The following is a 19,530-nucleotide window of genomic DNA, read 5'->3' as shown; positions in this document are numbered from 1 at the left end:
AATAAGAGATAGGTCTGTCTGATTTTGTTTTTTTTTATACATTTGCAGCGTAATTGGTTCTCGTGAATCTGACTTTTGTCAGATAGAGATGAAAAGGGAATCCGGTGTAAATCCGGAGCTGTTCCCGTAGCTGTAAGCTCATAAAACGCTTTTTTACTGCAATGCCACTGTTCGCCTTAGGCGGATGGGAAGGCCGAAAAAGTTGAGTAAGTCAGAAGACCTGCCAATGCAAACTTAATTTTCAAAACATTCGGAGAAAATGTTTGGAACTGTGTCTTATATAATCCAGGTAAATAGACCCATTCCTTATATTTCCTTTGCTATCAAAATGATAATGAAGAAGATACTTATTTGTATTCTATTGTTTTTTGCTTTAAGCCCAGCTTATTCAAATATTTCTTGTGCTTTTTATACGGCTAGTGATAGCATTTCTATAAATGCGCAAAAGACGAATATTTTAACTGTATTCGATACCATTCAACTAAATGAGGTGGTGAGTTATGGCAAGCTTAAAAAATATCAATCAGGGGCAAAAATTGAAATGATTCCAGATCGCAAGTTCGATGCTTATCGAGATGGAAGTTTAGAACAGTTATTATCACGAACGCTTCCTATTGTTCTAAAATCAACTGCAGGAACTTTATCCACCATACGCTTACGAGGTACTTCACCTAACCATACAAGTGTTAACTTTGGAGGAATCAACCTTAATTCACTAACATTAGGACAGTCGAACATGAGTAATGTGCCTATGTACCTATTCGATGAAGTCGGAGTTCAATTTGGTAGTGCTAGTACTGTAAATGGTTCGGGGAGTATTGGTGGAGCCATACATCTTGGTCTCAGAAACAATTGGACTAAAGGAGTTAAAGCAGAGGCAAGAATTTCCCATGGCTCTTTTGGTGAAGAGTTATATGGAACAAAAATTTATTTAGGCAACGGTAAGTTTGAATCTGTAACAAGAGCTTATTTCTACAAGAAAGACAATAATTTTAAATTTACGAACACAGCTGTGCATGATTTTGAAAAAAGTATTTTTCAGATTGAAGATAAACAGCGAAATGCATCTGTCGAAAACAAGGGTTTAATTCAAGAATTAAATTATAAATTTTCGGAGGAAGAGACTCTCATATTTAATCTTTGGTTAGAGAAAGATTGGCATCAGATTCAGCAAAATATGCAACAGAATTACTATAAACCTGAACAGAAGGAGCCCTATGAAGATAAACATATTAGATTGTGGACATCATATAAAAACAATAAAAAGCTCTTTAAATATGAACTTAGTGGTGGTTATGTATACGATATAGGTATTGATAATGGAAACACAGATGATACTATTCAGACTCAACGTATAATTGGAGAAGCAAGTGTAGAACATGAGCTTAATAAAAAAATAAGTTATAAAATTGGTGTAAAAGCTAGCCGAATTTCCCCCACAGTCTATACTTATTCTGATGATTTAGAATATGAAGACAGACTCGATTTTTATGCCTCATATTTTCACAAAATTAATCGTAAACTAACGGCTACAATCAATTTACGTCAAGGTTTGGTCACGGATTTTAGCGTTCCTTTCACACCAACTTTTGGTTTTAAATACCTTGTATTCTCAAAAGAAAATCAAGCTCTAAACATAAATGGAAATGTAGCTAAAAGTTATCGTGTGCCTACTTTTAATGATCGTTTTTGGGGTGACCAAGGCAATCCAGATTTAAATCCTGAAAAGGGTATGAACTATGAATTAGGCTTTAAGTGGAATTATTCGAATAATGAGACTTTTGGGCACATACAGTTAAATACTTATTTTTTGAATGTTGATGAGTGGATATTATGGGTGAATAATAATGGTTGGGAACCTCAAAATGTTCAAAAAGTAGAAAGTAAAGGTCTTGAATTAATGACCGCATGGAATTACTTATTTTTTGGTCTAAAAACAGAATCAGGATTTAATTATTCATATACCTCAACCGAACGTAAAAAATCACGTACTATATCCGATGCAGTAGGCAGACAATTGGAATATGTTCCCCTACATAGTGGTAATTTTTATTCAACTATTAATTATAATAATACCGATTTTTCAGTTGATTTTAAATACACTGACAAGCAATATACCAATGAGGAAGACAATAATATTCTTTCATCTTATTTCCTTCTCAATTTTTCTGTAGGGCACCAATTTAAACTAAACAATAAAAATAAATTTAAAATAAAAGGTATGCTTAATAATATCCTCGACACAGATTATCAGTCGACATTTGGATATGCCATGCCTGGTATCAATTATAGATTAAGTTTAACATACAATATCAATTAAAATAAAAGAAAATGAAAATTAAATTTTTATCGATCTTAGCCATTGCGGCTTTTTTATTCGCATCATGTGATTCTGATGATAATAATGATAAAGATCATGGAGCAGGTACAAGTTATGTGGTAAATTATGGAGGTTATTCATCAGATAAATCAAGTATTTCGGTTTACGATGATGTTAATGATCTTTTAACCAATAATCATTTCGAAACAGTAAACACTGTTTCTATGATCTCTAATGTGCAATATGCCTATAACTACGACGGAAATATATATATGATGGGAAATAATACCGATCAAGTATTCTGGGTTGATGACCAAACATTTAAACAAACTGAAAATGGTATTACTGATGATATTATTAAACCACGCTATTGTGTAGCTGATGGAGATTATCTTTACGTATCATGTTGGGGTGGTGATATTTGGGCTGATATTACTCTTTCTTATATTGCAAAAATAAATCTTGACACTAAAAAAGTAGAAAAGAAAATCGCACTAGAAGGAGGACCTGAAGGTTTAGCTATTGTTGATGGCAAATTATACGCTGCTCTAAACTATAAGAATAGTATTGCTGTAATGGATTTAGATACAGAAGTGTTTAGTTATATTGAAACTCAAGCAGTATCAAGTTATTTTATTAAGGACAATAAGGATAATCTTTATGCTTCTCAAATTAGTACTTATTCTTCTTTTTCTACAGAAACTGGTTTAGCTTATATTAATACAGATACTGATGAGTACGAATTGTATAAACTTGATGGTATCAGTAATAGTTATGTGAATATTATTTCGGCTGATGATGATTTTTCAAAACTATATGTAATGACTTCAGCTTATAATGCAGATTGGTCAATTTCAGGTGCTATTGCAGTTTTTGATACAGCTACTAAAAGTTTTGAGGCTGAGAATTTAGTCAATGGCGTTTCAGGTTTAAACGGAGTTGGTTTTAATGATGATAAAGTATTTTCTTTTGTTTCACCAAGTACGACTGCTAATGGTAAACTTGTGACTTATTCTACTGATGGTACTTTGATCAAAGAATATGAAACTGGTATTTCTCCTTTAATGCTTTTAGAGGTTAAATAATTAGTTCCAACTGATATATATAACAGTTTTTGAAAAGAGCAGACTTATGTCTGCTCTTTTTTTATATCCCCTAATAGCTTGTCGCTTTTTTGAATAGAATAAAGAAGAAAGTTTCTATTTAGCACAGATTTTCTGCTTTATCTTCTTTAGTACTTTGTTTTTTTGAGTCCTTTTAATAATTTCGGAAGGTTTAGTTGCTGAATATCAATAGAACTAAGCTTTTTTCTAGAAAAACTAACCTCAATCATAAACCTATGAATAAAATTTATTTGTTTTTATTAATTGTATTTATTCAAGCCAGTACCGTCTTTGATCTTTCTGCTTGTACGAATTTTATTGTTACCAAAGGTGCCTCGAAAGATGGGTCAGTTATGGTTGTTTATACTTGCGATGGTGAATTTCATCCTCTTTTGAGAGTTATAGCAGCAGCAGATTATAAACCTGGTGAGATGCTTGAAATAAAGGATTGGAGTGGCAACGTTTTAGGGGAGATTAAGCAAGTATTGCATACTTATGCCATTGTAGGCCCTCATATGAATGAACATCAGGTATCTATCGGGGAAACAACCTTTGGAGGAAGACCTGAGTTGGTTAATTCATCAAACCTTATTCATTATTGGAATTTGATGAAGCTTGCTCTTAAGCGTTCTAAAACAGCATTAGAAGCCGTAAAAGTAATGACAAGTTTAGCTGAAGAATATGGTTTTAATTGCGAAGGAGAATCCTTTTCTATTGCCGATGCCAATGAGGCTTGGATTCTAGAAATGGCAGGTACAGGTAAGAATGGAAAAGGTGCTGTTTGGGTTGCAAGAAAAGTGCCTGATGGATACATTTCTGCACATGCCAATAAATCTAGAATTGGAGAATTTCCTCTAGATGATCCTGAAAATTGTTTATATTCTGAGAATGTGATTTCATTGGCCATTGAGAAAGGTTATTATAATCCTGAATCAGGAGAACCATTTCGATTTAATGAAGCCTATGATCCATCTAATCCTGCTAATTTGAGATATTGTGAATCACGTGTGTGGAGCCTATTTAACCGATGTGCACCATCCTTGAAATTGGCAACAGATTATCATCGTGGCGTACTTGGTGCAGAGCGATATCCATTATGGATAAAACCAGATTCTAAATTGGATGTAAAAGCGGTTTCATCTTTAATAAGAGATCATTACGAAGGTACTGAATTTGATATGACAAAAGGAATAGAAGCTGGCCCATTTGGAAGTCCCAACCGTTGTCGTCCTTTGGTTCTTGATGTGGATGGAAAAACAGCTGTTTGGGAGAGACCTATCTCCACAAGAAATACAGGTTTTTCTTTTATTGCTCAATCACGATCGTGGTTGCCTAACGAAATTGGAGGCGTACTTTGGTATGGTTTTGACGACACCTATTACACATGTTATACGCCTCTATACTGTTGTACTAATAAAATATCGAAGATTTGGGGACAAGGAACACTTGAGAAATTTTCTTGGGATTCAGCTTGGTGGAGATTTAATTTTGTATCTAATTATTCTGATTTAAGGTATTCGGATATGATTAAGGATATACAGAAAGTACAAAGAGAATTGGAAGATAAATTTTATGCGTATATCCCTGCCATCGATAAAGCTGCAGAAGAACTATATAAAGTCGATCCAGAATTGGCAGCTGGTTTTCTTTCAGATTTTTCTAATGATCAACTTGATTTGGTTGCAGATAAATGGCTCGAATTAGCTGAACATCTGATTACGAAATATAACGATGGCTATATAAAAGATGAAAATGGAAGACCACAAACAGTTGGTTACTCTCAAGAATGGATTAATAAAGTAGTTCAAGATAGGCCAAATCATTTATTAAATGTTTGGGAAAAAGAGAAAGCAGTAGAACCAACTCATTATTAATCGTTGATTTTCTGAAGAACCAATTAAGTAAGCATTGTATCAGAGAACTTCCATTATTGGGAGTTCTCTTTTTTTTGCGTTTAAATTTACTACTCTAGCTTTTTAATAATGGTTTATAGAGTACCTATATGTAGTGATTTTTAAAAGTGATGAGGGAAAAGCTGAGAATTTATCTCTGAATTCAAGTTTTATAATTAGTTTTAGTGTAGAATAAGTCTAAATAGTAAAGTGCTTTCTGTTTTCATGAAAGATTAAAGATGCTTTTTTTGACAAGTTGTTTGATGAAAAGTTCAGAATAGTAATTTTTAATGTGCCTATTATGAACTATATTTATAAGGCAATGCTTTATAAATGAAGTTATTCTATAGTGTAGTATCAATCGAAATTAATTATATAAAGCCTATGATTTTAGGATTATTGAAGGAGCAAGGCGCTGAGCAGCGAGTGGCTCTTTTACCAGAAATTGTCTCCAAGCTGGTTCAAGCAAAGGTGGAGGTATGCGTCGAAACGGGTGCAGGAACAAAAGCTTTCCAAAACGATGAGGCATATAGCAATGCTGGCGCAAAAATAATTAAGCGAGAGGAGCTTTTAAAGAAGGCAGATCTTTTAGTTCAGATTGGTGAACCGAGTAAGGAGTTAATTGAAAGCTTAAATGCTAATCAGGTTTGGTTGAGTCAGTATAACCCACTTTGGAATACTGATTTGGTGAAAACTTTTTTAGCCAGCGGCATAACCAGTTTCAGCATGGATTCAATTCCACGTACTACAAGAGCACAGGCTATGGATGTTTTGTCGTCTATGGCTACCGTTTCAGGCTATAAAGCAGTTCTTCAAGCTGCCAATGAATTACCGAACTTTTTCCCCATGTTTATGACAGCTGCAGGTACTATTCGTCCGGCTACTGTTTTGATATTGGGTGCTGGTGTGGCTGGTTTGCAGTCTATTGCAATTGCGCGTAAGTTAGGCGCACAAGTTGAAGCTTTCGATGTGAGAGCAGCAGTAAAGGAAGAAGTGAACAGCCTTGGAGCTAAATTTGTTGAGGTGGAAGGTGCCATTGATGATTCCGCTGCTGGAGGCTATGCCGTTGAGCAAACGGAAGAGTTTAAAAAGAAACAGCAAGAAGTAATTAACGACCATGCGGCTAAAGCAGATGTGATAATTTGTACTGCTCAAATTCCAGGTAGAAAAGCACCTCTTTTAATTCCAACAGTAGCTGTTGAACGTATGAGGCCAGGTTCGGTTATTATCGACTTGGCTGCATCGAGTGGAGGAAATTGCGAATTGACTAAAAATAATGAGACGCTTGTTTACAATGAAGTTAAAATTATTGGACAGTCGGAATACCCATCTTTAATGCCAATTGATGCCAGTAAAATGTTTGGTAAGAATGTGTTTAATTTTCTTCAATTAATGATAGCCGAAGATGGTTCGTTAAATCTAAATTTCGAAGACGATATTGTAAAAGGCACGTGTATTACTCATGCTGGCGAAATCTATAACGAACGTGTTAAATCAGTTGTTGAATCCTAAACCCTATTCAAATGGAACAAATACTTGTCTATTTTTTTACATATAAAGAGGCTATTTTTGTAATCGCCTTATCCATATTTTTGGGTATTGAAGTTATATCTAATGTGCCTTCAGTTCTTCACACACCTCTCATGTCGGGAGCCAATGCCATTAGTGGTGTTATTATTATCGGAGGAATCATTTTAGTTGGTCATGCCGATACAACAACACTTTCCTTAGAGCTAATACTTGGTTTTTTCGCTGTCATATTCGGAACACTTAATGTTGTGGGTGGTTTTGTGGTGACAGATCGCATGTTAGAGATGTTTAAAAAGAAGAAAAAATAAGAAGATATGGAACAAATAATCGGAAATATAAATGGGATTGATTTCACCTTAGGTGATACAATCCTCGAACTAAGTTATTTAATTGCAGCCCTCTTTTTTGTTGTAGGATTGAAATTGCTAAGTCATCCAGAGTCGGCTCGACGTGGTAACTTCTTTGCAGGTGGTGGTATGGTATTAGCTATGTTCACTACTCTTATTCTTCATAAAGATGCTGGAGGAAATAGTATTCAAATGACTAATGTTTGGATTATTCTATCGGCACTCACAATAGGATCAGTTATTGGATGGATTGTGGCTCGTCGTATTAAAATGACAGCTATGCCACAGTTGGTATCCTTATTTAATGCAACTGGTGGTGCAGCTTCAGCTTTGGTGGCTTTGCTAGAATTTCCAAACGCTGATATGAATAATTTAGGATCAGTTTTGGTTACTGTTCTTGGTTTATTCATTGGAGCGGTTGCTTTTAGTGGATCTATGATTGCTTACGGCAAGCTAGATGGTAAAGTGAAAGATCTCTTTTCAGGTGTCATGAAATATGTAAACCTACTACTTTTAGTAGCTGCTATTGCTATTTCGGTATTTATCATGATTTCTGGCCAAACGCCAGAGCAATTGAATTGGGCAATCTATTTATTATTGGGAGTTTCTCTTCTCTACGGTATCATGTTCGTCATGCCAATTGGAGGAGCCGATATGCCAGTCGTTATTTCTTTACTGAACAGTTTTACAGGTATTGCAGCTGCAATGGCAGGTTTCATCTACGGCAACCAAGCAATGATTTTGGGTGGTATCTTGGTAGGTGCTGCCGGCACAATTCTAACCTTAATTATGTGTAAGGCAATGAATCGTTCTTTACTAAATGTGATTATTGGTTCATTTGGAGCTAACTCAGCTTCAGGTCCTGGTGCAGAAGGTGGCATTATGAAAGAGATTAGCTTGAGTGATGCCTCAATCTTATTGTCTTATTCAAAGTCTGTGGTGATTGTCCCTGGTTATGGTTTAGCTGTAGCTCAAGCACAACACGTTTGTCATGAGCTAGAAGAAATATTAAGTACTAAAGGAGTGAATGTTCGATTTGCAATACATCCTGTAGCTGGTCGTATGCCAGGACATATGAATGTTTTATTGGCTGAAGCGGATGTCCCATATAATCAGTTGGTTGAAATGGAGAATATTAATCCAGACATGCCAAATACTGATGTTGTGCTGGTTATAGGAGCTAATGATGTCGTAAACCCTGCTGCGATTAATGATCAAGGAAGTCCCATCGCAGGTATGCCAATTATTAATGCACATTTGGCTAAAAATGTCATTGTAATGAAACGTGGACGAGGGAAAGGTTATGCGGGAATCGAGAATGAATTATTCTTTGGTGAAAAAACACGTATGCTCTTTGGAAATGCTAAGGACAGTTTGCAGAATTTAGTTAATGAAATTAAGAGTTTGTAATAGAAGATAATTGATTTTTAAGCTAAAATATAGAAGATGAAACAGAAATTTTTGTTGGCATTAATGATGGGTTTATTTTTATCAATATCTGGATTAAGGGCTGCAGAGGTGAGAGTCGGGAATGATGAGGTGAAAAATAAATCTGAAATTAACGAAGAGGATAAGTTGGTTGTTGTTTGGACAAGTGCAGATAAGGAAGTAGCCATGAAAATGGTATTCATGTACACGTATAATGCTAAAAAGCAAGCTTGGTGGGATGATGTTACGCTTCTGGTTTGGGGTCCATCTTCAAAGCTTCTTTCGCAGGATAAAGAGTTACAAGACTATGTGAAAAAAATGATTAAATCTGGTGTTCATGTAATGGCTTGTAAAGCCTGTGCTGACGAATACGATGTAGCCGATAAGTTAACAGAAATTGGAGTAACCGTTAAGCATTCTGGACAGGATTTAACTCGATTTATAAAAGATCGAAAGGTCGTTACTTTCTAGATTTTGAATAAATAGAAAAGTTCCTGAAAATAATTTTTCAGGAACTTTTTTGGTTTTGGTGAATTGATCGTGCCTTGCCAGATAAAATTTTTATTGATTAATAAATATTATTGTTGTAATTTGAAGAGTCAACTATTTATTCATCAATAAATTAGAAAATTAAAATCAGTAAAACGTATTTATGTATTCCAGTATTGGCTCTTTTTATGTTTGCCTGCACTGCTAAAGAAACTAAAATGGTAAAACCCCCTAAAATTGCTCTCGAAGATTTTTTTAAAAATCCATTAAAGACTTCTTATCAAATTTCACCAGAAGGAACAAAATTTTCGTATCGAGCGCCTTTCGAAGATCGTATGAATATTTTTATTCAGGAAATTGGTAGTGAGGAAGCCGTTCAGATAACCTTTGAAAAGGATAGAGATATTTCAGGTTATTTTTGGGCTAACGATAATCGTATTTTGTATTTGAAGGATAGTGGAGGTGACGAAAATTTCAAATTATATGGTGTTGATATAGACGGAAAAAATCAGGTTTGTTTTACCGATTTTGATAAGGTGACTACAAATATTATTGATCGTTTGGATGCTATTCCTGATGAGATTATTATTTCAATGAATAAAAGAGATCCAAAAGCTTTTGACCCTTATCGCTTGAATATTGTAACTGGAGAGCTAACTATGCTTTATAAAAATCCAGGAAATATTACAGGTTGGATGACAGATCATGATGGCAAATTACGTATTGCTACTGCTGTTACTGATATGGTTAATGCGACAGTACTTTATCGTGAAACCGAAAAAGATGAGTTTAAACCTATTATCACGACTAGTTTTAAAGAGACTATGTCTCCTCAGTTTTTCACCTTCGATAATAAAAAATTGTATGCCAGCTCTAATCTAGGCAGAGACAAAGCGGAGATTGTTATTTTTGATCCTGCCACAGGAAAAGAAACAGAAACTCTATTTGCAAATGATATGGTTGATGTAGAAGGCTTGTCTTATTCAAGAAAGCGAAAAGTGCTAACAAAGGCTATCTACACAACAGACATGGTTAAGTTTAAATTTTTCGATAAGGAAAGTGAAGATATGTATAATCGTGTGAAAAAGGAATTGCCTGCTTATGACTGTTATTTTACCAGTTCCAATAGAAATGAAGATAAATTTTTAGTTCGTACGTACAGTGATAGATCCTTAGGAGCTTACTATATCTATGATAAAAATACAGATGAATTAAAATTGATATCAGAAGTTAGTCCATGGCTGGATGAGTCACATATGGCAGCAATGAAGCCTATTAAATATACTAGTAGAGACGGAAAAACCATTCATGGTTATTTGACTTTACCCGTAGGTGTTGATGCTAAAAATCTTCCTATGGTTGTTAATCCTCATGGAGGTCCATGGGCTCGAGATAATTGGGGATTTAATCCAGAAATTCAATTTTTGGCAAATCGAGGTTATGCCGTACTTCAAATGAATTTTAGAGGATCTACAGGTTATGGTCGTGATTTCTGGGAATGTTCATTTAAGAAATGGGGATTAGAGATGCAGGATGATATTACCGATGCCGTACAGTGGGCAATTGATCAAGGCATTGCAGATAAAGATCGTATTGCTATTTATGGTGGAAGTTATGGTGGTTATGCCACTTTAGCTGGTTTGGCTTTTACACCTGACTTGTATAAATGTGGTGTCGATTATGTAGGAGTGAGTAATATGTTTACTTTTATGAATAGTCTGCCTCCATATTGGGAACCTTATCGCCAAATGCTTTACGAAATGGCTGGTGATCCAGTTAAGGACAGTGTAATGCTTGCTAAAGTATCACCTGCTCTTCATGCTGATAAAATTAAGGTTCCATTGTTTGTTGCACAGGGAGCCAACGATCCTAGAGTTAATTTGGCAGAATCAGATCAAATGGTTGCAGCCATGAAAGCTCGCGGAATTAATGTGGAGTATATGGTAAAGGATAATGAAGGTCATGGATTTAGAAATATAGAAAACCGTTATGATTTTTATAGATCTATGGAGAAATTCTTAGATGCTAACATGATGCTTAAAGAATAAGATAAGTCATATAAAATAGAAATGCCCAAACTTAATAGTTTGGGCATTTTTATATCATACAATTTTAATGAATAGCTTTTGTTTCTAACAATAAAGAAAGCGTTTGATCTTATGAGTTGCTGTCTTTTGGAAGGGATCAACCTGAGCAACGACAAGTTGAAGCTGTGAAAATTTGTTGACTCTAGAATTAACGTAAACTTGTAATTCTTCTAACAGTTCATCCACTTGTTGATCAACGTAACCACTTACTTCACGTTTTAAATATTTGTATTGTTGTTCTAATTCTTCGTAATTGAAATAAACCATGGCTACCAGCTTGCCTTTTTTCTCAACAACAACAGATTCAACTACGTGTTTAAAGTTATTGATTAGAGATTCAATAGCTTCTGGGTATATATTTTCGCCACTTGAACCAACAATCATATTCTTAAGACGACTTTCTACGTATAAGAAATTGTTTTTGTCCATTCTCGCTAAATCACCTGTTTTTAACCAACCGTCGTCAGAAAGAACTTCTTTTGTTTTTTCGGGATCTTTATAATAACCCATCATTACATTATCTCCTTTAGCCCAAACTTCTCCAATTTGAGTTTTAGGATCAGGATTGTGAATTTTTAATGTAACGCCATCTAAAGCAGGTCCTGTTGAACGATGTTTAGTTTGGTTTACTCCAGCTCCAGCTATAAGAGGAGCGGTTTCTGTTAATCCATAACCAATGGCATACGGAAATTTAGCTTCTTTCAAAAATAATTCAACTTGATCGTTTAATTTGGCGCCACCAATACCGAAAAAGGTTAATTCACCTCCAAAGGTTTCCATTAATTTTTTCCCAGCAATAGCGTTTAGTCTTTTACGGAAAAAAGGAATCTTATATAGATTTTTAGTGATAGATTTTCCATTAATAGTAGGAAGAATCTTGCTCTTGTATATCTTTTCAATAATCAATGGAACCGAGAACATGATCGTTGGTTTCACTTCCTTTAAAGCTGATATTAGCAATGAAGGAACAGGTGTTTTACCAAGATAATAGATACATGACCCCGCAATCATAGGAATTACAAAACCTAAAGTGTTTTCGTAAGTGTGTGAAAGCGGTAAGATTGAAAGGAAACGGTCTGTTTCATCAATAGGATGTATATGTTTAGCACTTGTTGCATTAGAACAAATGTTTTTATGCGAAAGCATCACGCCTTTTGAGCTGCCTGTAGTTCCAGAAGTATATATAATAGCGGCCATATCATCTTCATTGACATGATATGAGTTTTTTACTTGTGCTGATAAACTAAATTTTACAGAAGTCTCATTTTTGATTTCAAAGTCTTCAATAGCAATAGTAAATTCAAGACTCTCGGAATTAATTTTATCTATTTTTGAAGCTAAACCTTTTGATACAAAAACTGCTTTAGCTTCTGAATGGTTTAAGATATTTTCAATTTCAAATTGAGTGAAATCGGGTAGAATAGGCACAATAACAGCTCCAATAAATGTAGTTGCATAATATACAACGCCCCAATTAGGCATGTTGGTACTTAAAATAGCAACTTTATCACCAGCATGAATATCTAGTTTTTCATAGAATGCTATTAATGCTTTAATTTTGGTGTCAAGTTCATTATAAGTAATAGGTGTTTGACCAACTAGAGCCATTGCTTTAGAAGATCCGAATTTTTTTACAGTTTCTGCAAAAATAGCAGGAAATGTTAAGTTTTTATTAGGTGTCATCATTATAAATTTAGATTGCATTTATGCTGATTTTAAGCAGTGAAATTCACAAATACAGTGTGCAATTTAATCAAAATCTACTATATTTTAGCAATTTCATGTCTGAATTGGTTTACAATTGTGAAGATATAGATTGAAATTTATGTTTGTCTTATTGGTAATTGGTTGTTAATTAGGTCTTTTGTGTTGTTTTGGGTGATAATGTGAAGATTGGATCTAATTGTGGAAATAAATCTATAAATAGTCTTGATTTATCTTTTGAGTCCTTTTTTATGATAGTAAATTTTGCAGAAATACTCTAAAATTGCTGGTTTTGTCTAAAACCTTAAACTTAGTAATATGAAATTGTAATTTATGGTTCTGCAAAGCTTTTGTAATCAGCATGTTGTTATCTATGTATTTTTAGTTTGGCGGATTTAGATAGCAATTTTTTGTTTAAGCTTGCATCTCAAAACTAATGGTATTTTATCCGCCATTAAAGTTAAATACTATTTAGTATATATAATTATAGGTTAACGTTTAGTTTATTCGTTTTTTTAGGTTTACTACCTTCTTCGTGGAAGATCTAAGTAATGAACAGTGGTATGATACTAGTATGTTAAGGTCGAATGACATCATTTTAAATATGATGAAAATCGAACTGTGTTTTTTTAGTGCAGTCTGGAAGCTCGAGCTTGTCTCGAGATCACCCGATTTTACTTAAAATACAGGAAGATTAAGTTATATTTTAAATGGAGTCTTGATTTTTTATTTGCAGACTAAATTTTTAAAGGTGCTCATGAGCCCTTCGGGGTTGTTTTTTTTGTATCAAGACAAAAGGAAAAACTAAAAGAAGAATATAATTTCGAAACTGAGTAAAACCTTTAAACGGTTTTGTATATAACGGTTTAAACCTTATAATTATATCTCATAAAACAATTTTACACCCTTTACCCACTAAATTCGTAGTAGTACATTTTTTTTAATTACATGGTGTGTTGAACAAATTGTAGATTCTAATAAAAAGTGGGGAAAAACGATTACCCACAAGACCCTTGAACCGTTAAAAACAATTACAGATTTTAGATCAATAAAGTCGGCTACAAAATCTATGAACACATTTAATCGGAGCAGATTTATACAAAATCTGTTAACAACTACATATTCCACATAAAAGAAATTGGAGAGTTGTTGTTGTTCGAGAAGAGTAGGAGGAGTCTTTGTCATAAAAAGTTTTGATAGATGAATACTCATAGAATTTAAATTCATCCGTTGGTTTCGTTCAAGATATTTTTAAGAGCATTTACTTTTTATGATTTTATTAACAGTTCTGATTTATTTATTTTCTAAAATTCAATGTAATTTTAGAAAACATTCTGAAAAAGATATAGCTTCATTTTTTTTGTATGCTTTATTGACTTTCAGATAATCAGATTAACTTTTTAAATTTATTACATGAAACATTTAATTATTTACACCCATTTTAATTCAAATAGTTTTACCAAAGCTATAACAAATAAGTTGGTTAATGAAGCCACGAGTAAAGGTCACGAGATTAAGATAATAGATCTTTATGCAGAAAATTTTGATCCTGTTTTGAAGGCTTCTGATATGTCACCTGACATTGAGACACCTAAGGATATTTTAGCTTATCAGAAACTAATTAAATGGGCCGATCATTATACGGTAGTTTATCCTTTATGGTGGGGACAAATGCCAGCGATTTTGAAAGGTTTTATCGATCGTGTGTTTTCTAATGGCGTGGCTTTTAAATATGGTGAAAAAGGCCCTGAAGGCTTATTAAAAGGACGAACTGCTAGAGTTATTATTTGCACAGGATCACCTGACGCTTACTATACTCAGTCAGGAATGCACGATGCTCAGGTTAGAGTTAATGATGCCGGTTTGTTTGGCTTTTGTGGTATCGAAACTAAGATCACATTTTTTGGTGATGTAGCTATGGGAACAGACGAATTACGTAAAGGGTATTTGGAACAAGTTGCAAGTTTAGTTCCTTAAAATCGCGTTTATAAACGATAAGAGTGAGCAAGTTACATTAAGATGTTTCTTGCTCTTTTTTATTGATAATCATCTCAATCATTGTGAGTTTTAATTTCTGATAAATCAAAATAGCTCCTTTAAAGCTAGGTTTATTAGCACTTGTATAAACATTTCCTCTCCTAATTTTTGATCTTTTTATGTATGTTTTAGTTTCTCATAAGATTGTTTTTGCTTACATTGCTGATCAATTTTATATGCTTGATAAGCATCAAATTAAATTCTACTAACTAAGTTTATGTCCAAGATCGAGTTTACCATTATAGTACCTTTATTTAATGAAGAAGATAATTTGATTAGATTGGAAAAAGAACTCACCCAATTTCTCCAATCAGCAATAGTTCCCTCCAAAGTTCTTTTGGTTAATGATGGATCTACAGATAGTGGACAGGTGATGATTGAGAAAATTTGTCAACAAAATAAATTATTTTCATACATTTCACTCTCAAAAAATAGTGGACTTAGTGCTGCCCTTAAGGCCGGGATTGATTATTGTAACACAGCTTATGTGGGCTATATTGATTCTGATTTGCAAACGACACCCGAAGATTTTAATTTGTTATTAAAATATAGAAAGGACTTTGCATTAGTTACTGGCGTACGGAAAAATAGAAAAGACACCTTTGTTAAGAAGATGAGTTCAAAGATTGCCAACGGTTTTCGCCGTTTTATGACCAAGGATGGAATGGAGGATACAGGTTGCCCGTTAAAAGTAATTGAAACTAATGCGGCTAAAAAAATACCTTTTTTTAATGGTATGCATCGTTTTCTTCCTGCGCTTATTCAATTGCAGAACCTAGAAGTTAAACAGATTACTGTGAGACATTTCCCTCGTATTGCAGGTGAAGCCAAGTACCATTTATTTAATCGATTAAGTGGTCCTTTTATGGATTGTTTTGCTTATCGGTGGATGAAGAAAAGATATATAAATTATGACATTTCAAAACAAGGTTAATGAGTAATGCTTATATCTATGGAATAGGTTTTCTGGCTCAGGGTTTGTTTTCTGCCCGTTTGATTGTTCAATGGATTAAATCTGAGAAAGCTGGTAAATCACTATCTCCTACACTTTTTTGGCAACTAAGCATTCTAGCCTCCTGGATGCTGTTTTTGTATGGCTTATTAAGAAACGATTTTGCTATCCTTTTGGGACAAGTTATTTCTTATTTTATTTATATCAGGAATCTGCAGCTAAAAGGGGATTGGAAGAAATTACCCTTGTTCAGCAGAATTCTATGCATAGCTACTCCCATATTCGCGTTTGCCTACATGGCTAATAATTTGCAGAGTCACCTTGACCTTCTTTTTTTCAATTCACAAATTCCACTTGGCTTATTAATTTGGGGAAGTGCTGGGCAAATCACTTTTACATTTCGGTTTGTTTACCAATGGTTGTATTCCGAAAAAGAAGGCGAATCGGTTCTTCCTTTGGGTTTTTGGCTTATTAGTCTTATTGGTTCTGCCATGATTCTTTCTTATGCAATTTATCGAAAAGATCCTGTATTGTTTTTTGGTCAGGCTTTTGGGGTGATTATTTATGCAAGGAATTTGTCTTTTTTTAGGAAAAAGTCTTTACCAAAAGATTTGAAGAAGAATACACCGTGATATACATCGGCTTGTTAAGTTCTAGAATAGTTGTCGAATTTTTTAAACCACGATTATAACACTTACTTTATAATGCAAAATAAACACGCCATTTACCTGTCTCTTCTGCTTGTAGTTAGCTTTTTTGCTTTCTTTATTATGCCAGAATCATTCTATGTAAATATTATGGAGGCCCGAAATTTTGTGACTGCTCGAGATATGATTGAGAAAGGCAATTGGTTGGTTCCCACTATGAACGGTGAATTACGTTTGGCGAAACCACCTTTCCCTACTTGGATAACAGGTTTATTTGGTCTCTGGTTTGGAAAAGAAAATATTGGCATGCTTCGTTTCCCAGCAGGTATTATGGGAACACTGATGGTGTTTTTTGCTTATCTATTAAGTTTTGAGTTGCATAAGAAAAAAGACTTAGCCTTTACGACAGCATTTGTTTTGGCAACAAGTTTTTATGTGTTTTATACGGGACGTACAGGTACTTGGGACATTTATTGTCATAGTTTTATGCTAGGAGCCATTTGGCTTTTGGTTAAAGGCTGGCAAAAAGAGGGTCAAAATTGGCTTATCTTTCTCGGAGCGAGCTCTATGCTTGGCTTATCTTTTTTAAGTAAGGGACCAGTATCTTTTTATAGTGTATTCCTTCCTTTTTTAATTGTGTATATCACCTTATATGGTAGTAAACAAGTTGCAATTAAATGGAAAGCTTTACTTCTTGGCATTTTCCTTTTTCTGATTATTAGCTTTTGGTGGCCAATTTACATTTATATTATGCACCCAGTTGAGTTAGCAGCCATTTCTAAACTTGAAACGGGATCTTGGATAAATAGACATGTTAGACCATTTTGGTACTATTGGAATTTTCCAATTCAGTCAGGTATATGGACCTTATTTATTACTACTGCTCTTCTTTTCCCTTATGGATTAAAGCGGTTTAAAGAAAATAAAGGTTATAAGCTAGCCTTGTTTTGGACTATAGGCTCAGTTGTGTTACTCTCATTACTTCCTGAGAAAAAAGATCGGTATCTTCTGCCCGTATTACTTCCTTCTGCTTTTATGGTGGCTTATTATCTGAATCATTTATCTCTTGTTTTTAAAGAGAATAAAGCCGATAAATGGGATAAACTCTTGTTTGGAATTAATATTGGGTTGATTGCTTTTGTCGCTTTCGTCCTTCCCTTTGGCTTATATCAGTTTCTATATAGGCCAGGATATATGTCTATGTTTAGTCTTGTTCTAATAAGTTTACTTATAGAGTTTGTATGTGCTATATTACTATGGGGATGGAAAAAAAGACATATTTCTACTCTCTTGTTAGGAATTGGGCTTTTAATGGGAGCAACCCAGGCTTTTGTGCTGCCATCTGTTGGAAAATTAGCTAATCAGAATCCAAAGTTTAAAAATATTCGTGAAGTGCGTACTTTGGATTCTGTTCAGGGATTAAATTTTTATAGCATAGGAAAAGAAGGTTTTCGAATAGAATTGGTTTGGGAAGTAGGACAAGACGTTAAACAGTGGAATTTTGAAAAAGATGCAAATTTACCGGAGGACAAAGCATTTGTCGTTTTCTCCACTTATAAGCCCGAGGAAATTCTCCCACAAGAAATTAAAAATCAAGTTGATATTGAGGTTTTAGATTATTTTGATTACAATCGGTCTAAAAAGAGTAAAGTAAGATTTACAAAATACGTATCTATAATCAAGCCAAAACATTAATATATAAGATGGAAATGTCTTTTTTATAAAGAAAATTATTTACAAATATCGAGAATAATGGATACTATAATGGTAACTGGATGTGCCGGATTTATTGGATCACATGTCAGTGAAAAACTTATTAAGGAAGGCTACAGTGTTGTAGGGATAGATAATTTTGACACTTTCTATCCAAAAAGTATAAAGGAACAAAATATAGAAGGCTTAAAAAATAATCCAAACTTCTATTTTTATGAATTAGACCTGAGAGAAGAAACATCCCTTGATCAAATAGGAGAGAAAATTGATATTGTGATTCACTTAGCTGGTAAAGCAGGTGTACGACCTTCTATTGATGATCCACAAAGCTATATCGATAGTAATATTACGGGAACAAAAAATGTGTTGGATTATATGCGTAAAAAGCAGATTAAGAAACTGGCTTTCGCATCTTCTTCGTCGATTTATGGTAATGCAGAAGAAGTTCCATTCCGTGAAAGTGCAAAACTAGATGAGCCCATTTCGCCCTATGCCTTTACAAAAAAGAGCTGTGAACTCCTAAATCACACTTACCATTACTTGTATAATTTGGATATTGTAAACATGAGATTTTTCACTGTTTATGGACCACGACAACGACCAGATTTGGCTATCCATAAATTCTTACGTCTTTTGCGTAAAGGAGAATCCATTCCTGTATTTGGTGATGGAACAACTGCAAGAGATTACACCTATGTTAACGATACTGTAAAGGGTATTATTCAAACTTGTGACTATTTAAAATTACATGATAATGTTTTTGATACGATTAATTTAGGCAATTGTTTCCCCGTACTTTTGAGCGAACTTATTGATGTTATAAGCAAAGAGGCAAAAGTAGAGCCTATCATAGAAAGACTGCCAATGCAAGCGGGAGATGTAAAACAAACCTATGCCGATATTAGTAAAGCAGAAAAATTAATTGGTTATAAGCCACAGGTTAAATTTGATCAAGGCATAAAAAAGTTTGTTGAATGGTTTGATCGCGTTCACAGCTAATTCATTTATGTTTTTGTTGATCCTGAGCATTTGTATGCCTCTCATCTGCTGTGATTTTTATTCAAAACGGTTTTTCTGACATTGACATTTATAAATATAATTCCTCGGGGCTTGCTTTGGATTTATTCATTCTATATCATTAGTAGTGATATCATATTATTGTATAATGAATGCTACAGGTTTTATTTTTAAAAATAAATTAAGGTGAGCTAATAGAAGTTTATTTTAAAGGATCTTTATACTAGAATAATTGGTGCTACTTAACGCTTAAGTTCGTTTATA

Annotated in this window: 14 protein-coding genes and 1 riboswitch; of the genes, 13 read left to right on the top strand and 1 reads right to left on the bottom strand. The window is 34.0% G+C overall.

The window, feature by feature from the left end; genetic code table 11:
- Window positions 1-37 precede the first annotated feature (37 nt).
- Window positions 38-243, top strand: a riboswitch (cobalamin riboswitch).
- Window positions 244-334: 91 nt separating this feature from the next.
- From EMN46_RS06420 to EMN46_RS06385, 8 genes are all read left to right on the top strand, one after another.
- On the top strand, window positions 335-2,320 hold the full coding sequence (locus tag EMN46_RS06420) for a TonB-dependent receptor (protein WP_195715201.1): 1,986 nt from the start codon (window positions 335-337) through the stop codon (window positions 2,318-2,320).
- 11 nt (window positions 2,321-2,331) lie between these two features.
- On the top strand, window positions 2,332-3,405 hold the full coding sequence (locus EMN46_RS06415; protein WP_154199929.1) for a hypothetical protein: 1,074 nt from the start codon (window positions 2,332-2,334) through the stop codon (window positions 3,403-3,405).
- A 254-nt stretch (window positions 3,406-3,659) separates the two neighbouring features.
- On the top strand, window positions 3,660-5,297 hold the full coding sequence (locus EMN46_RS06410; protein WP_154199927.1) for a dipeptidase: 1,638 nt from the start codon (window positions 3,660-3,662) through the stop codon (window positions 5,295-5,297).
- Window positions 5,298-5,699: 402 nt separating this feature from the next.
- Window positions 5,700-6,827 carry a Re/Si-specific NAD(P)(+) transhydrogenase subunit alpha gene (locus EMN46_RS06405; protein WP_154199925.1) on the top strand — a complete coding sequence of 376 codons (1,128 nt, stop codon included), beginning with the start codon at window positions 5,700-5,702 and terminating at the stop codon, window positions 6,825-6,827.
- An 11-nt stretch (window positions 6,828-6,838) separates the two neighbouring features.
- Entirely contained in the window at window positions 6,839-7,153 is a 315-nt protein-coding gene (locus tag EMN46_RS06400) for an NAD(P) transhydrogenase subunit alpha (protein WP_154199923.1), read from the top strand.
- A 6-nt stretch (window positions 7,154-7,159) separates the two neighbouring features.
- Window positions 7,160-8,602 carry an NAD(P)(+) transhydrogenase (Re/Si-specific) subunit beta gene (locus EMN46_RS06395; protein ID WP_154199921.1) on the top strand — a complete coding sequence of 481 codons (1,443 nt, stop codon included), beginning with the start codon at window positions 7,160-7,162 and terminating at the stop codon, window positions 8,600-8,602.
- A 36-nt stretch (window positions 8,603-8,638) separates the two neighbouring features.
- A complete protein-coding gene (locus tag EMN46_RS06390; protein WP_229130291.1) occupies window positions 8,639-9,091 on the top strand; it encodes a DsrE family protein in 453 nt (150 codons plus the stop codon).
- A gap of 236 nt (window positions 9,092-9,327) precedes the next feature.
- Window positions 9,328-11,157, top strand: coding sequence for a S9 family peptidase (locus tag EMN46_RS06385; RefSeq protein ID WP_229130290.1), 1,830 nt, complete (start codon window positions 9,328-9,330; stop codon window positions 11,155-11,157).
- Window positions 11,158-11,241: 84 nt separating this feature from the next.
- On the opposite strand, the gene EMN46_RS06380 is transcribed toward EMN46_RS06385, so the two are convergent.
- The gene (locus EMN46_RS06380) at window positions 11,242-12,900 is read right to left on the bottom strand and encodes an AMP-binding protein (protein WP_229130289.1); all 1,659 of its coding nucleotides are present in this window, start codon (window positions 12,898-12,900) and stop codon (window positions 11,242-11,244) included.
- A gap of 1,413 nt (window positions 12,901-14,313) precedes the next feature.
- Here EMN46_RS06380 and EMN46_RS06375 point away from each other — a divergent pair.
- The 5 genes from EMN46_RS06375 to EMN46_RS06355 all read left to right on the top strand — a co-directional run bounded on the left by EMN46_RS06375 (window position 14,314) and on the right by EMN46_RS06355 (window position 19,248).
- Window positions 14,314-14,877: an NAD(P)H-dependent oxidoreductase gene (locus EMN46_RS06375; protein WP_154199917.1), complete on the top strand. Its 564-nt coding sequence runs from the start codon at window positions 14,314-14,316 to the stop codon at window positions 14,875-14,877.
- A 277-nt stretch (window positions 14,878-15,154) separates the two neighbouring features.
- Complete coding sequence (locus EMN46_RS06370; RefSeq protein WP_154199915.1) at window positions 15,155-15,871, top strand: glycosyltransferase; 717 nt, start codon at window positions 15,155-15,157, stop codon at window positions 15,869-15,871.
- Window positions 15,871-16,521, top strand: coding sequence for a lipid-A-disaccharide synthase N-terminal domain-containing protein (locus tag EMN46_RS06365; RefSeq protein WP_154199913.1), 651 nt, complete (start codon window positions 15,871-15,873; stop codon window positions 16,519-16,521). The genes EMN46_RS06370 and EMN46_RS06365 overlap by 1 nt, the downstream gene beginning before the upstream one ends.
- A 72-nt stretch (window positions 16,522-16,593) precedes the next feature.
- Entirely contained in the window at window positions 16,594-18,231 is a 1,638-nt protein-coding gene (locus tag EMN46_RS06360) for a glycosyltransferase family 39 protein (RefSeq protein ID WP_154199911.1), read from the top strand.
- Between the two features lie 57 nt (window positions 18,232-18,288).
- Complete coding sequence (locus tag EMN46_RS06355) at window positions 18,289-19,248, top strand: GDP-mannose 4,6-dehydratase (protein ID WP_154199909.1); 960 nt, start codon at window positions 18,289-18,291, stop codon at window positions 19,246-19,248.
- Window positions 19,249-19,530 lie beyond the last annotated feature (282 nt).

The sequence above is a fragment of the Ancylomarina sp. 16SWW S1-10-2 genome, assembly GCF_009669305.1.
GTDB lineage: Bacteria > Bacteroidota > Bacteroidia > Bacteroidales > Marinifilaceae > Ancylomarina.
This window is presented reverse-complemented; position numbering and strand designations above follow the sequence as displayed.

Bases quoted from the DNA above. Each gene is read 5' to 3' on its own strand.
- EMN46_RS06420 (WP_195715201.1), top strand. From the start codon at position 335: ATGAAGAAGATACTTATTTGTATTCTATTGTTTTTTGCTTTAAGCCCA.
- EMN46_RS06415 (WP_154199929.1), top strand. From the start codon at position 2,332: ATGAAAATTAAATTTTTATCGATCTTAGCCATTGCGGCTTTTTTATTC.
- EMN46_RS06410 (WP_154199927.1), top strand. From the start codon at position 3,660: ATGAATAAAATTTATTTGTTTTTATTAATTGTATTTATTCAAGCCAGT.
- EMN46_RS06405 (WP_154199925.1), top strand. From the start codon at position 5,700: ATGATTTTAGGATTATTGAAGGAGCAAGGCGCTGAGCAGCGAGTGGCT.
- EMN46_RS06400 (WP_154199923.1), top strand. From the start codon at position 6,839: ATGGAACAAATACTTGTCTATTTTTTTACATATAAAGAGGCTATTTTT.
- EMN46_RS06395 (WP_154199921.1), top strand. From the start codon at position 7,160: ATGGAACAAATAATCGGAAATATAAATGGGATTGATTTCACCTTAGGT.
- EMN46_RS06390 (WP_229130291.1), top strand. From the start codon at position 8,639: ATGAAACAGAAATTTTTGTTGGCATTAATGATGGGTTTATTTTTATCA.
- EMN46_RS06385 (WP_229130290.1), top strand. From the start codon at position 9,328: ATGGTAAAACCCCCTAAAATTGCTCTCGAAGATTTTTTTAAAAATCCA.
- EMN46_RS06380 (WP_229130289.1), bottom strand. From the start codon at position 12,900: ATGCAATCTAAATTTATAATGATGACACCTAATAAAAACTTAACATTT.
- EMN46_RS06375 (WP_154199917.1), top strand. From the start codon at position 14,314: ATGAAACATTTAATTATTTACACCCATTTTAATTCAAATAGTTTTACC.
- EMN46_RS06370 (WP_154199915.1), top strand. From the start codon at position 15,155: ATGTCCAAGATCGAGTTTACCATTATAGTACCTTTATTTAATGAAGAA.
- EMN46_RS06365 (WP_154199913.1), top strand. From the start codon at position 15,871: ATGAGTAATGCTTATATCTATGGAATAGGTTTTCTGGCTCAGGGTTTG.
- EMN46_RS06360 (WP_154199911.1), top strand. From the start codon at position 16,594: ATGCAAAATAAACACGCCATTTACCTGTCTCTTCTGCTTGTAGTTAGC.
- EMN46_RS06355 (WP_154199909.1), top strand. From the start codon at position 18,289: ATGGATACTATAATGGTAACTGGATGTGCCGGATTTATTGGATCACAT.